Origin of the sequence: Pseudoselenomonas ruminantium (assembly GCF_900142515.1) — a bacterium.
GTDB lineage: Bacteria > Bacillota > Negativicutes > Selenomonadales > Selenomonadaceae > Selenomonas_A > Selenomonas_A ruminantium_D.
Genome location: NZ_FRBC01000008.1, coordinates 85,572 through 104,419, shown reverse-complemented (window position 1 = coordinate 104,419; position 18,848 = coordinate 85,572). Strand labels below are relative to the sequence as shown.

Below are 18,848 nucleotides of genomic sequence, written 5' to 3'. Positions count from 1 at the left end.
AGATCAGGGCAGCCAGTTTACCAGTGATGACTACAAAGAACTGCTTCGTAAACTCAACATCCGTCAAAGCATGGATGGCCGGAGCCGCTGGGCTGACAACATCATGATTGAACGCTGGTTCCGCAGTCTCAAAACGGAGCAGCTCTATCCGAACGAATACCGAACGCCAAGAGAGCTTCGCCGTCTGATTAACCAATATGTAGATGATTACAACAACATACGGCCCCACGAAGCATTAGGCTACAAGGTTCCTAACGAATTCTATTTTGGTTGCTTCGCTGCGTAGGATAACTCTGTTCACTGACACTCTTAAAATTTTAGAATGTGGTCTTGACAAGGGGCCCATTATAATGGGCTTATTTTCATGAAAAAATTTTATGCTAAATCGTAAAACGACATGTGGTGTCGTAGTGATGTTGTATTATGTTGATAAGTTTATGAGAAAGGAGGTGTGAGCAAATGAAACCAATGCTGCGCATTGTGCACTTGTTTTGTAGGCTGTTGCAACGGGAACGATTGAATCGGGAAAATGTTATCGAGGAGTACAAAATCAATAGTCGTACTTTTGACCGCGATATCAGCGATATTCGCAATGTGCTGTCGGAGCTGCACGCTCGGGACGAACTTATTTATGACCGCAACGACAAATGTTATTACCTGTCGAGAGGTGGCCTGCAGGATTTTACCGGTATGGATGTCATGGCAATTTTGAAAGTGCTGTTGGGGAGCCGTGCCCTGTGCCATGATGAAATGATGGGCATGGTGGATGCCATTCGCTCACTCCTCCCTTACGAAGATAGGAAAGCCCTTTACTATGCCATAGAGGATGAACTGAAAAATTATATCGAGCCCATGCATGGGAAAGCTATATTGGAATTGCAGTGGAGAATCAATAAATCCATAATCGATAAACAAAAAATACAGATTATTTACACAAAAGCAGATGGCAAGCGAATCGAACGGGATGTATTGCCTGTAAATATCGTATTTGCCGAGTTCTACTTTTATCTGGTTGCATTTCGCGATGAATCCGAGTATGAGTATCCGGCATTTTTCCGATTGGATCGTATAGAATCCATCAAGGTGCTTGGTAAGGTGGGAGAAAATCCGCTTTATACGAATTTCCGCTATAGTGATATGCGTCCGGCAGTCCAATTCATGTATGCTGGAGAACTCTTGGAAATTAAGCTGCGATGCAAAAAATCGGCACTGGAAGCTGTGGTGGACAGAGTACCGAAGTATGAGATTATACAAGAAAAAGATGAAAGTGTTTTACTAAAAGTAACGGCCTTTGGTGAAGGCTTCATTCGCTGGGCAGCTATGCAGGGCGAGTCTGTAGAAATCCTTGCCCCACAGGAATTGAGACAGCGGATGGGACAGTGGTTCACAAAAGTGGCTGAAATATATATGCAGGAGGTAAAAGAGAAATAAAACAGGATGAGTTAATTTTTAAAACAAAATAACAGATAATTCAAAATAAAACATATTTAATGGCCTTGTAGCGTAGTAACATGGGAAATTGGGAGGGGATCAAGATGTATCATCAGAAAAATATGGCACTGGCTCAGATAATACAGTCGAATCCGATATTGGGGTGTGGTGAAGCAACAGAGAGAACAGAATACTTTGACATGCTTATGGATTATTTGCGTATAGCTAAATGGAGAAATCGATGGATAAAAGCAGAAAGTAATTTGTATAGGGATATGATGTATGCAAAAGGGGAATCCCGAGAAAAAGTATTACCAGAAGAAAAATGTTTGTTTCTATTAGCAGATATAGCAGCAATAACAGGATATAATCCTAGGATGAAGGATTCGGTAGGCGGGAAGAAAATTCAGTATTTACTGCGTAAAAAAAATAAATGGGGAAGCGAAAAAGATTTTAAGAATTATGCCGATGCGGTTTGGGGGAGAAATAAGAATGCTTGGGAAAAAGTAAGTTTATTTCGTTGCTCGGAGGGATTACGTAAATATTTAAATCTTATAAAAATCAATCAGGATTTCTTACAAGTAGAGCCAATTAAAGTTATGGTTACAGCATTGATGAGTGCTGGAAAATCTACATTTATCAATGCTTTAGTAGGTAGCAAGATTTGTTGGTCACAAAATGTTGCTTGCACCAGCAAAATACATGTTATAACTGGGAAAGCGTATGATGATTGTTTTGTATATGAGGATGATCATATTTTACGTCTTCATGCATCACAAGATATACTTTTTGATGACGATGAGAGAAATAAAGAAAGTAAAATTTCAGTATCTTCATATTTTCATAGTTCATTAGCTGGACGAAGAATTGAAATTTATGATTCACCAGGAGTAAATTCTAGCCTTAATATAGAACATAGAGATATCACGTATAACATTATAAAAAAACAGGTGTTTGACCTATATATCTATCTAATGAATGCAACTCAACTAATGACTGACAATGAAGTTGAATATCTTAAATTTATAAAAGATAAAATAAAAAAGAAAAAAATTATTTTTGTAATTAACAAGATTGATGAATTGGATACGGAGGATGAGAGTTTAGAAGATATAATAAAAAATGTAAGAAAATTTGTAATATCAATAGGCTTTGAAACGCCTATTATATACGCAGTATCTGCTGAGGCAGCACTTTCAGGCAGAGTTATGTCAAGCAGAGATATTAGTCGTCAGGAAAGACGAAATCTAGAATTCCTGTTAGCAGATTTAGAGGCACATAAGAGTGATTTAGAAAGTATAAATTACGAGGTATATGATGAGGATGATGTTAGAATTTATAGTGATTTGGTGAAGGTATCAGGTATATTGCCAATAGAAAAGGAAATAATTAATACAAAAAGGGAGAGATGAACATGGTGCAGGTATATGTTGTTTACAATCCGTATCGTTTAACTACGGCAATTGAGATTAATGGGAATCCTATAGAAGTAGATAGCCCATTATATAAGCATGTCCGCAATCATAGATTGCAGGAGTGGGTAGGTGACTTCCCGGACAAATTAAAAGAAGCTGCAAATGCTTTGGAATTTGATATAACATTTTGTGGTATGGATGTAGATTGGGATGATTTTGAAGCCGCATTTCAACAGGCAAATGCTGCAAATAAATTTAAGAAGTTAAGCATCAAATTCAAAAAAGCTGTAGATGATTATGATGTGACAGAAAAAATTAGTAAAATATTTAAGGATTTACAGGAAGGCCCTGTAGAGGAATTCAAGTCCAAGGAATTGACTAGAGCATTTGAAAATATAAAAAGTGCAATTTTCCCTGTGCATGTTATTGCAACTATGAGCTCCGGTAAATCTACGTTAATAAATGCTTTGTTGCAGCGTAAACTTATGCCGGCTAAAAATCAGGCATGTACGGCAATGCTTACTGAAATAATTGATAATGATCAGGATGACTTTGTCGCAAAGGCGTATGATAACGAGGACAACTGTTTAGCTGATGTTTCAGATTTTACATTGGAGGCGGCTAAACAGCTAAATGAAGATGATAAAATCTTCCGTGTAGTTGTAAAGGGGAATATACCATTTTTAGATGCACGTGATATGGCATTGTCGTTAGTAGACACTCCGGGTCCAAATAATTCACAAAATAGTGGGCATAAGAATACAACGTATCAAGCGATTAATAGCGATTCGAATAATTTGATACTTTATGTTTTGAACGGTACTAATCTAGGCGTTAATGATGATGCTGAACTTTTGGATTATGTGTCAGATATAATTCGTAAGACTGGGAAATTGGGACGAGATAGATTCCTGTTTGTTATCAATAAAATGGATGGCTTTAATCCGGAAGAAGAGAGTATTGAAGCAGTTATAAATGAAGCAAAAGAATATTTGCAAAAACATGGTATTGATGATCCGCAAATATTTCCATGTTCAGCTTATACTGCATTAAATATTAGAACGGAATTGTGCAATGTTGATGTCAATAACCTAACTCGTAATGAAGAACGTGCATTGCCTAAGTCAGCGCGTGATGCACTAAGCAATATGGATAATTTTATTGACTATGAGGACCTGCATTTGGAACAATATACGACATTGGCTCCAAGTGCTAAGCAGAAGCTTGAATATCATTTGGAAGAGGCAAAGAAAACGGGGAATCGCAAGGAAGAGGCTCTTATCCACTGTGGAATATATTCAATAGAAGAAGCTATTAAGGCGTATGTCAAGAAATATGCTAAAACGAAAAAAGTAAAGGATTTGGTCGATTCTTTCCAGGCGGTAATGGAAAGTACGCAAATACTAGCTAAGACGAAGGCGATTATGGCTGAAAATGATGATGCAGCTGAGGCTTGTAGAATGCGAGCTGAAGCTGTTATGAAGCAAATAGCCAACGGTGAAGAAGCAGGGGCATTTAAAAAGAAAATTGAAGAATTGAATCCGAAAGCCTCTATGGCTGAAAAAACACGAGCAATACGTATTAAAATTGAGGACCGTGTAGAACAAGTTTTTGGTAAGTATCCGGATACCATAACCAGCAAAAATGAAGCGCAGCAAATGATAAAACATTTTGGGGATATCAGTTCTGACGCTACAGCCAGATTGGCAACGGAATTAGGAAGTATCATTCAACATGAAATTATTGATGTGGGTGATAAATTATTGATGGAATACCAAGAGCGATTAGAGCGGTTTGATGCACAAGCTAATGTGGAAGGCTTGGATTTTAGTACGTCTGATTTAGTTAAGGGAGCATTGAGCCGGATTAAAGCAAATATTGAAGAATGGCAAGGTGAAGATTTTGCTAATGATATGACGGAGGAATTAGGGGAAACTACTGTCGAACAAAAAACTTATTACGAAAAGGTCGGTGAAAAAGAAGAAAAAATTATTACTGGAACTAAGCAAGTTTCAATAGGTAAAGAAAAAGTATTTAAAGGTTATAAAAGGATTAAGGTGAGGACAGAAAAGGTTAGTAATCCTAATAAAAAATGGTGGAATCCGTTCTCGTGGTTTGATTCTAGCACAATAGACAAAGATATTTATGAAGATGTGCCCCAATACGAAGAAAAGGATGTGTATAAAACGGTAAATGAATATAAAACAGTTATGCGAGATATTTTTGAACAGCGCACACAGCGCATAGAGCATTTTTCTGTAGATAAGGGGGTAATCCAACGAGGCCTTGTTAGTAAATTCCGACAGAGTGTAGATGAAGGGATTAAAGCAGCAACAGATGAAGCAGATGAACGTATAAGTAAATTAAAACAGAATTTCACCGACAGCTTTACAGAAGTAGATAGAAAGATAGAAGAAAAGTATAAAGAACTTGAAAATTATGCTAGTGACCAAACGACTAAAGAAGCTGCTGTAAAAGAAAATCAGAAAACCTTAGCATGGATCGAAATTAATCAAAGAGAAATTGATGAGCTTTTGGATATGGGGGGGGAGTATCGTGCATGATGAAGTAAAAAAAAGTATTGCGCAAGGAAAAGGATCTAATTTACGATATTTCTTTGTTGATAGCTTCAATATTGACCCTACGTTCGCATCTTATCATGATGATTTTGAGTACTGTCGGCAACATGATGTTTTTGAGCCACAACGACGTCTCACTCCTTTTAGAACGGATGAACGTTCTTGGGATAAGGAGTATTGGTTGAACTTAAAAGCAGATTTGCAGGATAATTTTTCAGAAGAGCGAATGCTACATATGATAAATGTAGCTAAGGTTATCTACAAACAAAGAATAAATAGCAATAAGCAAAATAATGTATTAGAGCAGAAAAAAGAGAATATTTTCAGTAACACTTACGAAGACAATAAGAAATATCGTATTGAGAAGATACTACCGCAGGATGACCCAGAACTTAAACAAGAAGCTGAGTTGAAAAAAGCTCGTGAGGAGTTTGCAAGGCAGGAGGAAGCAAAAAAGAAAGCATTAGCACGTCCTAATGTGCCTAACAAGTATGTTGGAGGACAAAATGTAAAAAAATCTCAGGGGATACCGTTGTTACCGATAAGCATAATAATAGCATTGGTAATAGTTGTACTGCTGCTTCTATTAAAATGACAATGGTATCCCCACGACAAAGTCAAAGTATAGCATTTGCTTGGATAGGTAATAGTATACGGAAATCAGAATTAAAAAATAGAATTTTTTTCAAAGAGCCAATTTATTACCATTTTGAATTTTCATTTGCATTAGAAAATAAATATCAGTTACGGGTGGTTAAGAGAAGAGATGATTGTATACCAAATCGTGACTTATCTACCTATTACTATAAAAAAAGAGAAGAGCAATTAAATTATATAAATTTAAATCTATTTAATCCTGTGAAATTGGAATCAGTAAGCGATGATTTTCCTAATGTTAAACTTTGGTGTAATGCCTATTGGAATAAATTTATAGTTGTTATTGGTGATGAAGTCTTGTATTTTTCATAAAGGGTGATAATATGGCCGATTATAAGGAATTTAGCGAGAATTATGGCAAATTATCTAATTTCAATCCTAAGCGTGCTGTAAATAATAAAACAAGGGTTGATATAATAAGTGATGATAGTTCTTTACCAGTAAAAACAATGGAAACCTCCAAACAATACAGACAATTGGTTATAGATACATACAATGATAATTTACAACTATTGCGTCAAAATCTTGTAAGTTGTCTTGATAAAATTGAAGATGAAGTCTTAAAGGGATATTTAGAAAAAATTGACAGAATGCCTGTAGTTCCACTGGATAATAACATTATTACGCAGTTGCCTGATATTCAGTTTTTCCAGATAACAGAACTGGTCTGTCAGGAAGGAGAGTTATCTGTTTCCAAGCTTGCAACATTATACAGCTCTTTTTGTGATAAGCCCTGCACACTTGTTCTTCGCATCAGCAGTGATGGTGTAAGACAAAAGATATATCTAGGTGTCCGTTCACGGTCTGAATATTACTCGACTAATGCGATGAAGGTCATGTTACAGCAAGGTTTAGAAGGATTATTTCCGGGTAGTCAGTCACAGGCATACTATGTCGAAGACCTTAATCATGATATGTCAAATCTTAATCCGCAGGCACTTTCCAGCGTAACCTGTGTCGCCGATTTTCGGCAGAATGAAGATCAACTAAGTAATGAAAAGTTTATTCAGGGATTAGAAAAGTTTATTGTGGCAATGACTGGGAAGGCTTTTGATGCTTTTTTTATAGCTGATAATATAATGCGTGAACAGTTGATGCATGAACGTCGGGAATATGAAAATATTAGCACTCAGTTATCACCTTTTGTCACAATGAATCTTAGTTTTAATGATTCACGCTCCGAAAGCAAAACAAGTGGTACAAGTAAAGGTAAAATTGAAGGGGTAAATGTCTCAAATGGAGTGACTGAAGGTGTGTCACAGACTTTGGGCAGCAGTGTATCACATACAGAGGGCTTAACGCATACTGAAGGTAGTAGCGAAACAAAAACTCAGGGAACAACTGATGTTGAGGGAACTACACAGGGCAAAAGCGAAGCGAGGACTGAAGGAAAAAATGACAGTACAAGCATAAATGGTGCCGGTGTAGGAGCTGTTATAGGAGCTGTTGCAGGTGGCGTTATAGGTAGCGCAGCTGGACCGATGGGAACAATGATAGGCGCTCAGATAGGCGGAGCAATCTTAGGTTCACTATCAAAAACCACCGGTAAATCGTCAGGTATTACTAACTCTACATCACATACATATTCAGAATCCAAAGCTATTTCAGAGATGCTGTCAAGAGGGATTTCACGCTCGGATAGCTCAAGTAAATCTGACAGCAAGAGTTTTTCTCAGAATGTAGGAAAAAATACGAATAGAAGCGTAACACAAGGTATGTCCACCAGCATTAGTTTTGTTGATACAGATACATTAGGCGAAACCATTGGTACGTCTAAGGGGATTACTTTAACGAGTAAAAATCGCGCCTTACAGTCGATAATAGATCGATTGGAAAAGCAGTTAGAACGCATTGATGCCTGTGAAAGTTTAGGCATGTGGAATTTTGCGGCCTATTTTACTGGAGAAGGGGCAGCGGATACAGAACTAGCGGCCAATATTTATCGTTCAGTAGTATCAGGGCAGGGAACAGGTGTTCAGTATACAGCAATTAACACATGGCAAACAGAAGAACAGTTAGCACAACTAATGCCCTATGTTAAGAATTTTTTGCATCCTTGGTTTGGTTATCAGCCTGTTGCGCAAGAAGGGCTGACCTTGTTTGTTTCTCCGGCTGTGCCTGTAAGTACTAAGGAACTATCTATTCATATGGGGCTTCCTAACCATTCGGTATGTGGGTTACCAGTGGTAACTCATGCTGTTTTTGGGCAGGAGGTTATTCGTCATGGAGAGAGTCATGCACAGGTGAAAATAGGCAGTCTTTATCATTTAGGACGAGAATTGCCGAATAACGACATTGGAATTGACTTGGACAGCCTTACTATGCATACCTTTGTGTCTGGTTCCACGGGAGCAGGTAAATCTAATGCTGTATATAGTCTGTTGGCAGCCATGCAAGATCGAAAAATTCCATTTTTAGTAGTTGAGCCAGCCAAAGGTGAATATCGAAAAGTGTTTACAGATGTTGCCTGCTATGGAACAAATCCACAGCAAGGAAATATTCTGCACATAAATCCTTTTTCTTTTCCAAAGCAAATACACGTATTGGAACATATTGACCGCTTAGTAGAAATTTTTAGTGTCTGCTGGCCATTGTATGCGGCTATGCCAGCTGTTCTGAAACAGGCTGTTGAGCGTGCGTATCGTTCAGCTGGGTGGGATATAGGAACGTCCGTCAATAGTGTTTCGCCGTTCCTTTTCCCTACTTTCGAGGATGTGCTTAGAGAATTAGATAGTTTTGTCAACGAATCCGCTTATTCAAACGATACAAAAGGGGATTATGTTGGGGCGCTATCTACACGATTAGCCTCACTCACATCGGGACTAAATGGACAAATTTTTTCTGGCATAGAGACACCAGCAGAAAATCTGTTTGACCAATCAGCTATTTTGGATCTGAGCAGGGTGGGGGCAACGGAAACAAAGTCACTGTTGATGGGGCTTATAGTATTGAAATTACAAGAGTATCGAATGACGCAGGGGATAGAAATGAATGCTGGACTACGCCATTTGACTATTTTGGAGGAAGCACATAATTTGCTGAAGAAAACATCAACGGAACAAAGTTCGGAATCTTCTAACGTGACTGGTAAATCCGTGGAAATGATAACCAATGCCATTGCTGAAATGAGAACTTTTGGTGAGGGATTTGTGATTGTTGATCAAGCACCGAATTTGCTGGATACAGCGGCAATACGCAATACCAACACAAAAATTATACTCAGATTGCCAGAAGGCGGTGATCGTGAGAGTATAGGGACATCTATGGCACTTAATACTAAGCAAATTAACGAAGTGTCAAAACTGCCTACAGGTGTGGCGGTAGTGTATCAGAATAACTGGCAGGAAGCTGTTTTAGTCAAGCTGCCCAGGTTTGAACGTCAGCAGTGCGTTCGAGAAATTAGTTCCTCTCAAGATGTTGTTACGGAAAGTGGACATAATGTATTGTTGCATCTTCTGTTGAAAAATAAGCTGAATGAAGAAGAAATGGCACAGGTGAAAGATAAAATTTTACATACGAACGTGGCAGCAAAAATTCGTAAAGACTTATTTTTGCATATTACAGATAGAAATCAAGTTTTTCAGTGGGCGTTGGCTGATTTTATTAGCACAACTTATGATTGTAGTGATGCTTTGCGTGGTACGGGGAGCCTTCCTTGGAATGACTGGCAGGAATTGGCAGATATAATGCTGAATAATATTAAACCAGAATTTCAAGAATTTGATACAGATGAATTACATAAGATATTACTGTGTATCTGCCGTGTCGAACAGGAACACTATCCAGACAATCGGGAACTGAAAAATATTTGTACCGAGTATCTGCAAAAGGAGGTGTCCTTTGCATGAGGCAGTATAACAGAGATATCAATACAGTTAGAAATCCTGATGCCCGACGTGCGAATCGTATAGAATTTCCAAAATCTCGTGATATACCGCAACGGAATAATGTAAGGGATATAGGCCGCAGCAAGGCAGATGTGCCGGGAAGAAATGTTGATTATTCACGTCCAGGTTGGAAAAAGGGGATTCGGGACGAAGTATGGAATAAAGCAAAAGATGCTCATGGCAGGGTAAGAGATCCGGTAACAGGTAAATATATGTCAAAGGATAAGCCTTGGGATATGGGGCATAAGCCAGGTCATGAATTCAGCAAACATCAAAAAAGCGCCATGGAACGCGGAATTTCAAGGGAACAGTTTATCAAGGAATATAACAATCCAGACAACCTTCGCCCGGAATTACCGAGTTCCAATCGTTCCCACCGTGGTGAAAACAAAACAGGTGAATATTTTGGAACCTAAATATATGAGGTGATTGATTTATGGAAGCAAAGAAAATTGCTCAACATGCATTAGAATTTATTGGTGGACAGCCAACCGTAAATGCTTACTATAATGAAGATGAATCAAAATCTATTGATATCATGGAGTGCAAAGAAAATAATTCTGAAGATACAACTATTGCAACGATTGGATTATCGGCATTCGATATTGCTAAGACAACGGAAGATGGTAAGGATTTAAGAGTAGAACTGTTGATGGCCGGTTTGGCTGGTACAGATGTGTTTGGGCAGATATTATCTCAAGTTGCGTTTGAGATACAGGATATGGGAGACTGCTATTTTGGCATGATTGTCGAAAATGTAATTAGCCCCTATGTGACGCAGACTAATTTGCGCCATGTAATACTGATGTCACCAGTCTTTTGGGATAAATATAAGCCCTTGCTTACTGATGACACTTGTGTTACTTGGCTTTTAGCCGTTCCAATTCGAGATGACGAGAAAGATTTCATTGAAAAGCATGGTGTCGATGCTTTTGATGAAGCAATGGCTAAGGTCAATATCAATGTGACAGATTTCTTACGTACATCTTGTGTGTAAAAGAATGCTTTTCACAATTTAGGGAAGAGAATTTGATGTTTGTGGAGGGGAATTTAGATGATAATAAAGGATGATAATTATGCTAAAGTTAAATCAAATTATTCAGAGGTTGTTCCAGAAGAAACTGCATGGGATATTTACCTTCAAGCTTTGAAATACAGATATACGAATACTTCAAAATATCTAATGTTGTTAGAGAAGGCTTGTGAATACGGAAGTGGCGATGCTGCACTGGATTTGGGAGATTACGAATTAGAGAAGAAAAACTATAATACAGCGTTAAAGTGGTATGAGAAAGCTACCGAATTGGATAAGACGGATGGTTTTATCCGTATGGGAAATATTCATTGGAAGTTAGAGGAACTAAGAAAAGCAAAAGCATGTTTTATGGCTGCTGCTGAGTTGGTTGATCCGGAAGGTATGTATCATTTAGGTAAATTTATAAAAAAGGAAGATAGAGATAAATATAAGGCTTTATATTGGTTTGAAAAATCTGCAAATCTAGAGCATAGAAATGGAAAAAGAGCGGTGATTTCATCGCCAAATAATATGGCAGAGTTATTGGGTGTAATTATGCATGGTAAGTTGTTGAAAGGTGATAGGATTTGGCGAGATGGAATAAGGGATATTTCGAAAACAGTTATTGATTATGGCGTTGTGAATGAAAAATTATTGTGCCTACAGGAGCTCAATTCAACGATTAAGGAAGAAATCTTATCTAATAATCAAGATGTTATAGGATATACAGTCAAAAATAATCATTTTGGTGCTAATGAATATTTTATATTTACGGATGAGGCTATATATATACAAGATGAAAATGGTGAAGAAAATGGGATATGGTATAAATTAATAGAAGATGTAAAAGTTAATGAAAGTGATTTATTGATAATGCATCATGGTGGTAGTATTTTTGAGGTTCCTAATGGTGATGAATGGATACAAATTCTAGAAGAAAAACGCTTACGCTTATTTTTGTTAGTTGCAGCTAATATTACTCATGAATGGATTGATGATGGGCAGTTGTTGATTGAGGGGAAACATGTTTTTTCAATACAAGAACGAATACAACTTAGTAATGTTAGACTGAACAATTTGGAAGGAAAATCTGTTTTGTGGGCACTTTAAAAATCGTATATTTATGCAGAGGAGTGGGGTTATGGCTTATTGTAAGGATAAAGATTTAGAAATTTTAGCATCTGCTAGTGATGAGGATTTACAGATATTAGTGGATTATCTAATTAAAGACAAAGATGGCAGCCCAAGGCTGACAGAAGAGTTAACTTTGACAGAAGGTTATAAAAAATGTCCTGATAAACCAAGTAAATACTGGCAAGAAATTGCTGGTGAATTACAGCATTTTGGTGGAAATAGTATTGCCAATTTAGTTAGAAATATATTTGGTAATGGTGAAGGAGTCCTGTATAGAGAAATTCTATGTGATGTTTGCGATAAGATGAAAGTAAATTATAATTCTAAAGCTTCTATTGAAATAATAGAGATGAATTTATTGCAAAAAATTATAATAGACGCTATTGATAAAATGAATAGTGAAGAATTAAAAAAGATAATAGATGAGTTGGATTTGAAGACAACTGATTTTACCAAAGAAGCTTTGATTGCGGCATTACAAGCTGGTATATTTAAAGGGGGATTCTTCGCGTATCAGATAGCAGTAATAGTAGCTAATGCTGTAGCAAAGGCGCTTCTTGGTAGAGGATTATCTTTAACAGCAAATGCAACAATAACAAGAGCCATGGGGGCATTGGCTGGACCTTTGGGAATTGCTTTGACTGCTTTATGGACTTTGGTAGATATTGCTGGGCCTGCATACAGGGTCACAATACCAGCGGTCGTACAAGTTGCATATATTCGTATGAAAACTAAAGAAATATTGCGCTTAGAAAGTGGACGGTCTTGATGATGCTGTAAAGATAGGCACAGGCTGATTTGAGTCTTAGTTAAGAAAAAATTAAGGTTGCCTGTGTGGCAACCTTTTTTGTATTGTTACGTGTTACAATCAATAATAATAGGAGACAGTTAATATGCAAATTAATTATGAGTCCCCTTGGGTTCGATTTTATCAGCGAGCAGTTAAATACTTAAATCTCGAATTTGATGAAAAAATATTTATTGAGGAATGCTTGCCCTTATTTGATAGTATCCGTTCTTGGAATCATCTTGATTCGGAAACGTTAAACTGGGTGAAGTCAAAACCAATGTTAAATCACTATAGCATACCTGTTATAGATGGGATGACAAAAGAAGGAATTATGCGATATAGAGAAAAATGGTTAGATGATGATGGATTTGGGGGGATATTCGATCAATTTATATCAAATCCTTTTTCTGGATTTCATGAAATTAGTGAAATGATACCTTGTGGTACTTTGGTTTATATGCTTAAAAAGGCTTGTCAGTATTATGACAAAAAATGTAAGGAGTTGTGTAAGAAAATCGATGAATTGAAAAGTATTGAAGAAATGTTGGCTGAGAAAGAAAAAATGGCTTCAAGTGGTGATGTGGGGGCGATGGTTTTTTTAGGTGATGCCTATCACGAAGGTATGTTGTGCCGTCGTGATGTGAAGAAATCATTTAAATACTATCAAATGGCGGCAGAGAGCAACAGTGCCGATGGTTGGTTCGGTATGGCAAGATGTTATTCGCTGGGAGAATGTGTAGAAACCAATGCTGAAAAAGCGATAACGCTATATGAAAAAGCAGCTAGCAATGGCAATTGTAAGGCGATGCTATTGCTGGGGAGCACTTATTTAGGTGGAGGTGCTAGTGATAAAACTGATAAAGTATATATTGGAAATGTTAGTTTTGATAGAGAATACGATTTTTCTAAAGTAAAGTTCTGGTATGATAAGGCTATAGTTGCATGTGGTGATGATAAAGAAGCGTTGGCTTTGTGCTATCATCGCATAGCTGCTGATATTCAGTATTCTAAAAATAAGGATGAATTGAGTAACATAGCAGAGGAGTATCATAGAAAAGCTGCTGACTTAGGAAATGTTGGGTCAATGTTGGATTTGTTGCGTATATATGATATCGCAGAATCATTAGATGATGATTTTATGCAAAAATATAAGAGATGGTTGGATAATGTGGTAGAAGAGAGTGGCTTGAAAACTATCGGCATTATTGGAGCTAAATACATAGAAGGTAGTTTGGTTACTGAAAAGCAAGAAGATAAGAAGAATAAAATTAAGGCAGAGTTTAAATGGTTGAATGAAAAAGCCAAAGCCAGTGATGGATGGGCAGCCTTTACTTTGGGTAATATTTGCTATTATGGATATGGCGCTTGGGGTGTTCGTATCAGTAAAGCGTATGAATATTATAAATTAGCATCGGATTCTGTTAATCCTGTATACTCAATAGAATTGGGAGATATGTACTGGCAAAAAAAGATTCCATGTGTTCAAAGAAGAAATAGCGCTATAAAATGTTATTATATGTCGTTGATAAATGGTAATGGCTTAGCGTTGAAGCGTTTGGAAAAATTTTTTTAGCTATTTAGTGCTGGATGGAAGGTGATACTGGCATGGAAATTACAGGCCTCGATGAAAAAGTTGAAGATAACAATAAAATAGTAGATGATCATGCTGACCGTTTTAGAAGACACTATAATTGTGAAACTGACATGTTCATCGATATGTGCAAAAATATGTGTCAGGATATAGTTGGATGCTATGCCTTTGTTATTTTGGAACCGTTCGTTGGAAGGTGGCTGTTGAATGCTAAGGAAAAGCTAGCGAATTACTGATTAACAGATGGGAGGAGTCAAAAATGCCTAAGGAAGTAAAAACGGAAGATTTGATGGGCTTAGGGCGCCAAGAGCAGTTAAAGGGGAATATGGAGAAGGCTGTCCGATATTATCAGCAGGCTGCGGATGCTGGTGATCATGATGGATGGTATCAGATGGGATATATGTATCAGCGTGGTCATGGAGTGGAACAATCCTATGAAAAAGCTATCAATTGGTATCAAAAAATAATAGATGCTGGGGATGTAAATGGTTGGTATCCCTTAGGTGATGTTTATGAGGAAATGGAAAATTATGACAAGGCTGTTGAATGTTATGAAAAACAGGTAAAAGAAGGTGGTGATAATAAATACTATGGCTATTATGGATTGGCTAAGGCTTACCGCTATGGTTTAGGAAAAGAGGAAGATTTTCCTAAAGCTTTGGATTATTATCAACGGGCAGCTGGTAATGGTGAAATTGCAGCTATGGTTGACTTAGGGCAACTTTATTATGATGGAGATGGTGTTAAACAAGATTATATCATTGCCAATTATTGGTTTGAAAAGGCAGCGAACTCTTATAATGGTAATTATCTTGCTTTTGGGCATTTAGGCGAGGCTTATCATCATGGTTTAGGTAAGGAAGTAAATTACGATAAAGCTAAAGAATATTACGACAAAGCGTTGGAAGCCGGTGAAGAGAATATCCTATTTTGGTATGGAGAAATTTATTACGATGAAGAACAGTATGGTGAAGCGTTAGATTGTTTCCGGCGAGCGGCTGTTGAGGGGAATCAGTTTCAAGCGGAGGCAGAAAATAAAATCGGTACGATGTATCAATTCGGTGAAGGTGTTGAGGAGAATTTTGGCAAAGCGGTAGAGTGGTATCAAAAAGCTGCCAATAATGGTAATGCAGCGGCAATGCGGGCCTTGGGGGCTATGTATAGCCGTGGGGATGGAGTTGAACAGGATGTTGGACAGAGTGCCTACTGGTCATTGCAGGCTGCCCAATTAGGCGATGTTATAGCGATGAATAACATTGGTTATTGCTATGGAAATGGAGAAGGTGTGGAACAGGATTATGTTGCTGCTTTGGCCTGGTATATGCGTGCAGCAGATTATGGTGATGAAGATGCCATGAATGAAATTGGCGATATTTATTATTTCGGCAATGGCGTAGAGAAAGATTATTCCATTGCTAAAGAGTGGTTTGAAAAGGCTATTGCGGCAGGGAATGAAACGCCGTTGATGCCGTTAGGTACTATTTACTATTACAATGATGATTTTGACAAGGCGATGGAACTATACCTGAAGGCTGCAAATGACGAAAATACATATCAGCATATAGCAGAAGCTAGAATTGGCGATTTGTATATGGAAGGCTCGGGCGTTGAGCAAGATATGGCTAAGGCTGTAGAATGGTACGAAAAATCGGCTGCGCATGGCTATGCAACGGCAATGCTAGCCCTAGGAGATATTTATTGTGATGGCGGTGGAAATGTCAAGCAGGATTTGACCAAAGGCAAGGAATGGTACGAAAAGGCAAAAGACGCAGGCAGTGAAGAGGCTGAACAGCGTTTGGCAGATTTGTCGTAATCGAATGTCAAGATCCGCATCTATTAGATGCATATTATATAACTGAAAAGCACAGGACGATTGAGTCTGTGCTTTTCCTGCTACGTAAGAGGGGTGAAGATTATGACAGCTACTATGCAACCGCCTTTCCAGTCTGATAAAGATACGGCTTTTGACGAGGACCGATTTGTCAGCGAATGTATGCAGGGCTTTGCAGATATTCGCCAAAAATATAATCTTGATGAGGCGCTGGAAAAGGCACAGCAGAATCCACAAATGGGGCAGCTTGCTGCGGAAGTGGGAGAGGGCTGTACGCAGCAGGGGATATTGGAGATGGCAAGTAGGGAGCCGGAATGGACAGTTCGCAAAGTGCCCTATCGGTGGTGGCGGAAAGGTTTTTCGCTAAAGTCAGAGGTTGTCGTATCATCAAAGACGGATGACTGGATTAAAAGGATGAAGCGTGTGTATGACAAAAAATGTAAAGAACTGTATGGAAAGATAGGGCTTTTTAAGGAGTTTCCCCAGATAATCAGAGAAAAAGAGAAAAAGGCAGCTGCTGGTGATGTGAAAGCGATGGTCTTTCTGGGAAAGGTCTATGAAAAAGGCACGCTTTGTTCGGCAAAAGACGAAGAAAAAGCGCGCTCCTATATGAAGCAGGCCAGGGAGGCATATGCAGATGACTTAAACAAGAGGTATACGCTCTGGCTGGACAGGATTGTGCAGAGAAGTGGGATGGAATTGATTGGACGCATTGGCAGGGAATACATGGCGGGTACTTTAGTAGAAGAGGGCAAGAAAAACAGAGAACTTAAGCTGAGAAAGGAAATGAGATGGCTGAGAAGTGCGACCAAGACCGGTGATGGATGGGCAGCTTTTACTTTGGGACATATATACTACTATGGTTACGGTCAGTGTAGAGCGCGTATGAGGGAGGCATATGATAATTATTCCTTGGCTGAGTCCTCCAAAGATGCTATCTATGCGTTGGAGATGGGAAATTTGTGCTTTGATGAGCCTGGGGGGATAGATAGAGAACTGGAAGATATCTGTCGCTGGAAGCATAGAAATTGGTTTGGGAGAGAAATGGAAGATAGTGTAGACTTCTTCAATATAGGGAAGGATTATTCAAGGACTTGGTTTGAAGAAAATAGGAAAAGGGATTTTCTGGCTGAGGCTGAGGCAGCATGTAATGAAGGTGATTATGAAACCGCATGGAGATTGGCACAAAGGACGATGTTTTCTGGGAACGGTTTGAACACTTCGCTTGATGGAGAACGTATGCTGGTCAAAATGGTCAAAGAGGGCAAATGGAATCTTGATATAGAAAATATGGAAGAAGAACCAGAGGTCATTGTGGAAGGAGAAACAGCTAAATCTACAGTTCGTGTGAAAAACTACACAGGAATATGTGAAAGGTCAGCTTCCATATTAGCAGGGATGGCAAATAGATTTGATTCTAATATAGAGATTCATAGGGGAAATCATAAAGTGAATGCAAAGCATGTCTTGATGATTGAGGCTTTAGGTATGAGTAAAGGGACGGAAATCGAGATATGGGCAAGCGGAGAAGATGCTGAAGAAGCTGTCAGAAGTTTGGCTAAGTTGATTATAAATCGTTTTGGGGAACAATAATAAAAATATATTAGAATTGTGGGGATAACAGTTATGTTATATGCTAATCAGGAAGTAGCAAATGCCTTTTCGAATGTTGAGAATGTTTGTGATAAGGCGAAAGATTTGCTTGATAAGAAAGAATATAGTGAAGCTGTAGCGTTGCTGAAAGAAGAAATTAAAAAGGTCAAGAAATTTAAAGTATATGGATTTGAAGAATACTATGCTTTTGATGAAATGTTTCAGTTTGAAATATTTATAAACTTTCTGTCGGGGATTAACACAAAGAGTAAAAAGAATAAAAAACGTGTCAAGACAGCGCCAAATGTAATTTGGCGTACTGAACCAATAACAGATCTCTATTATTATTGTGGCTATGCTTTGGTAGAGCTGGGGGAATTTGAGCAGGCTTTAAATACTTTGCGGATGGGGCTGGAATGGAATCCATGTTCAATGGATTTGCGATTTGAGCGAATTAATATTTTCAGAAATCAGGAAGATATAGAAAACCTGCATCGTGAAGCTAAGGAGGCCTATAAATATGTGTTTCGGCCACAACATTTGACAAGAATTTATCGTGACAGGGGATATGGGTTCATAGAAGAGGAAAAATGGGATGCTGCGATAGCGAGCTATTTTCTAAGTTTAGCTTTTGCCGTTGATGATGATGACATTGAACGAGCTAATGGTGAATTGGGATACATTGAGGAAACGACAGGGAAGGAAATTGAAGAACCAAGTGAAGAAGAAATTTTACAAATTGCCCGTGAGTACAAAATCCCTATTGGCATTGATGGGCGGTTATTAAATTTTGCTCAGAGAAGATGGGAACAAAGCATGCAGAATAATGATGAAGACGGTGTAAAGTATTATCAGGAGATAGTTGAGGCATTCTCTGATGGGGCATAAATTTGCTTAGGAATGATTTACTGGTTATTGAAAAGCA

Annotated in this window: 16 protein-coding genes; all 16 read left to right on the top strand. The window is 38.2% G+C overall.

Annotated elements, in window-relative coordinates; genetic code table 11:
• Positions 1–70 precede the first annotated feature (70 nt).
• The 16 genes from BUB68_RS15785 to BUB68_RS05870 all read left to right on the top strand — a co-directional run bounded on the left by BUB68_RS15785 (position 71) and on the right by BUB68_RS05870 (position 18,811).
• Positions 71–286: an integrase core domain-containing protein gene (locus BUB68_RS15785; protein ID WP_371914848.1), complete on the top strand. Its 216-nt coding sequence runs from the start codon at positions 71–73 to the stop codon at positions 284–286.
• A gap of 173 nt (positions 287–459) precedes the next feature.
• Entirely contained in the window at positions 460–1,431 is a 972-nt protein-coding gene (locus BUB68_RS05935; protein ID WP_073089005.1) for a helix-turn-helix transcriptional regulator, read from the top strand.
• A 104-nt stretch (positions 1,432–1,535) separates the two neighbouring features.
• The gene (locus tag BUB68_RS05930) at positions 1,536–2,843 is read left to right on the top strand and encodes a dynamin family protein (RefSeq protein ID WP_073089002.1); all 1,308 of its coding nucleotides are present in this window, start codon (positions 1,536–1,538) and stop codon (positions 2,841–2,843) included.
• Positions 2,844–2,845: 2 nt separating this feature from the next.
• Positions 2,846–5,410, top strand: a complete 2,565-nt coding sequence (locus BUB68_RS05925; protein ID WP_073088999.1) for a dynamin family protein — start codon at positions 2,846–2,848, stop codon at positions 5,408–5,410.
• Positions 5,403–6,020, top strand: a complete 618-nt coding sequence (locus tag BUB68_RS05920; protein ID WP_073088997.1) for a hypothetical protein — start codon at positions 5,403–5,405, stop codon at positions 6,018–6,020. Before BUB68_RS05925 ends, BUB68_RS05920 begins: the two co-directional genes overlap by 8 nt.
• Entirely contained in the window at positions 6,017–6,394 is a 378-nt protein-coding gene (locus tag BUB68_RS15005; RefSeq protein ID WP_143188099.1) for a hypothetical protein, read from the top strand. The genes BUB68_RS05920 and BUB68_RS15005 overlap by 4 nt, the downstream gene beginning before the upstream one ends.
• An 11-nt stretch (positions 6,395–6,405) precedes the next feature.
• A complete protein-coding gene (locus tag BUB68_RS05915) occupies positions 6,406–9,930 on the top strand; it encodes an ATP-binding protein (protein ID WP_073088995.1) in 3,525 nt (1,174 codons plus the stop codon).
• Positions 9,927–10,385 carry an HNH/ENDO VII family nuclease gene (locus tag BUB68_RS14845; protein ID WP_081371877.1) on the top strand — a complete coding sequence of 153 codons (459 nt, stop codon included), beginning with the start codon at positions 9,927–9,929 and terminating at the stop codon, positions 10,383–10,385. Before BUB68_RS05915 ends, BUB68_RS14845 begins: the two co-directional genes overlap by 4 nt.
• A 20-nt stretch (positions 10,386–10,405) precedes the next feature.
• On the top strand, positions 10,406–10,966 hold the full coding sequence (locus tag BUB68_RS05905) for a suppressor of fused domain protein (RefSeq protein ID WP_073088993.1): 561 nt from the start codon (positions 10,406–10,408) through the stop codon (positions 10,964–10,966).
• 57 nt (positions 10,967–11,023) lie between these two features.
• Positions 11,024–12,094, top strand: coding sequence for a tetratricopeptide repeat protein (locus BUB68_RS05900; protein ID WP_073088991.1), 1,071 nt, complete (start codon positions 11,024–11,026; stop codon positions 12,092–12,094).
• A gap of 31 nt (positions 12,095–12,125) precedes the next feature.
• Positions 12,126–12,887 (top strand): YaaW family protein, encoded by a 762-nt coding sequence (locus BUB68_RS05895; RefSeq protein ID WP_073088989.1) that lies wholly within the window; start codon positions 12,126–12,128, stop codon positions 12,885–12,887.
• A 124-nt stretch (positions 12,888–13,011) separates the two neighbouring features.
• Positions 13,012–14,481 carry a tetratricopeptide repeat protein gene (locus tag BUB68_RS05890; protein ID WP_073088988.1) on the top strand — a complete coding sequence of 490 codons (1,470 nt, stop codon included), beginning with the start codon at positions 13,012–13,014 and terminating at the stop codon, positions 14,479–14,481.
• Positions 14,482–14,513: 32 nt separating this feature from the next.
• Positions 14,514–14,735, top strand: a complete 222-nt coding sequence (locus tag BUB68_RS05885; protein WP_073088987.1) for a hypothetical protein — start codon at positions 14,514–14,516, stop codon at positions 14,733–14,735.
• A gap of 23 nt (positions 14,736–14,758) precedes the next feature.
• On the top strand, positions 14,759–16,312 hold the full coding sequence (locus tag BUB68_RS05880; RefSeq protein WP_073088986.1) for a tetratricopeptide repeat protein: 1,554 nt from the start codon (positions 14,759–14,761) through the stop codon (positions 16,310–16,312).
• A gap of 102 nt (positions 16,313–16,414) precedes the next feature.
• Positions 16,415–17,923 (top strand): HPr family phosphocarrier protein, encoded by a 1,509-nt coding sequence (locus tag BUB68_RS14840; protein WP_081371876.1) that lies wholly within the window; start codon positions 16,415–16,417, stop codon positions 17,921–17,923.
• 33 nt (positions 17,924–17,956) lie between these two features.
• Positions 17,957–18,811 (top strand): hypothetical protein, encoded by an 855-nt coding sequence (locus BUB68_RS05870; protein WP_073088985.1) that lies wholly within the window; start codon positions 17,957–17,959, stop codon positions 18,809–18,811.
• Positions 18,812–18,848 lie beyond the last annotated feature (37 nt).

Excerpts from the sequence above, each read along its gene's own strand:
- BUB68_RS15785 (WP_371914848.1), top strand. The coding sequence starts at position 71 with ATGGATGGCCGGAGCCGCTGGGCTGACAACATCATGATTGAACGCTGG.
- BUB68_RS05935 (WP_073089005.1), top strand. The coding sequence starts at position 460 with ATGAAACCAATGCTGCGCATTGTGCACTTGTTTTGTAGGCTGTTGCAA.
- BUB68_RS05930 (WP_073089002.1), top strand. The coding sequence starts at position 1,536 with ATGTATCATCAGAAAAATATGGCACTGGCTCAGATAATACAGTCGAAT.
- BUB68_RS05925 (WP_073088999.1), top strand. The coding sequence starts at position 2,846 with ATGGTGCAGGTATATGTTGTTTACAATCCGTATCGTTTAACTACGGCA.
- BUB68_RS15005 (WP_143188099.1), top strand. The coding sequence starts at position 6,017 with ATGACAATGGTATCCCCACGACAAAGTCAAAGTATAGCATTTGCTTGG.
- BUB68_RS05915 (WP_073088995.1), top strand. The coding sequence starts at position 6,406 with ATGGCCGATTATAAGGAATTTAGCGAGAATTATGGCAAATTATCTAAT.
- BUB68_RS14845 (WP_081371877.1), top strand. The coding sequence starts at position 9,927 with ATGAGGCAGTATAACAGAGATATCAATACAGTTAGAAATCCTGATGCC.
- BUB68_RS05905 (WP_073088993.1), top strand. The coding sequence starts at position 10,406 with ATGGAAGCAAAGAAAATTGCTCAACATGCATTAGAATTTATTGGTGGA.
- BUB68_RS05900 (WP_073088991.1), top strand. The coding sequence starts at position 11,024 with ATGATAATAAAGGATGATAATTATGCTAAAGTTAAATCAAATTATTCA.
- BUB68_RS05895 (WP_073088989.1), top strand. The coding sequence starts at position 12,126 with ATGGCTTATTGTAAGGATAAAGATTTAGAAATTTTAGCATCTGCTAGT.
- BUB68_RS05890 (WP_073088988.1), top strand. The coding sequence starts at position 13,012 with ATGCAAATTAATTATGAGTCCCCTTGGGTTCGATTTTATCAGCGAGCA.
- BUB68_RS05885 (WP_073088987.1), top strand. The coding sequence starts at position 14,514 with ATGGAAATTACAGGCCTCGATGAAAAAGTTGAAGATAACAATAAAATA.
- BUB68_RS05880 (WP_073088986.1), top strand. The coding sequence starts at position 14,759 with ATGCCTAAGGAAGTAAAAACGGAAGATTTGATGGGCTTAGGGCGCCAA.
- BUB68_RS14840 (WP_081371876.1), top strand. The coding sequence starts at position 16,415 with ATGACAGCTACTATGCAACCGCCTTTCCAGTCTGATAAAGATACGGCT.
- BUB68_RS05870 (WP_073088985.1), top strand. The coding sequence starts at position 17,957 with ATGTTATATGCTAATCAGGAAGTAGCAAATGCCTTTTCGAATGTTGAG.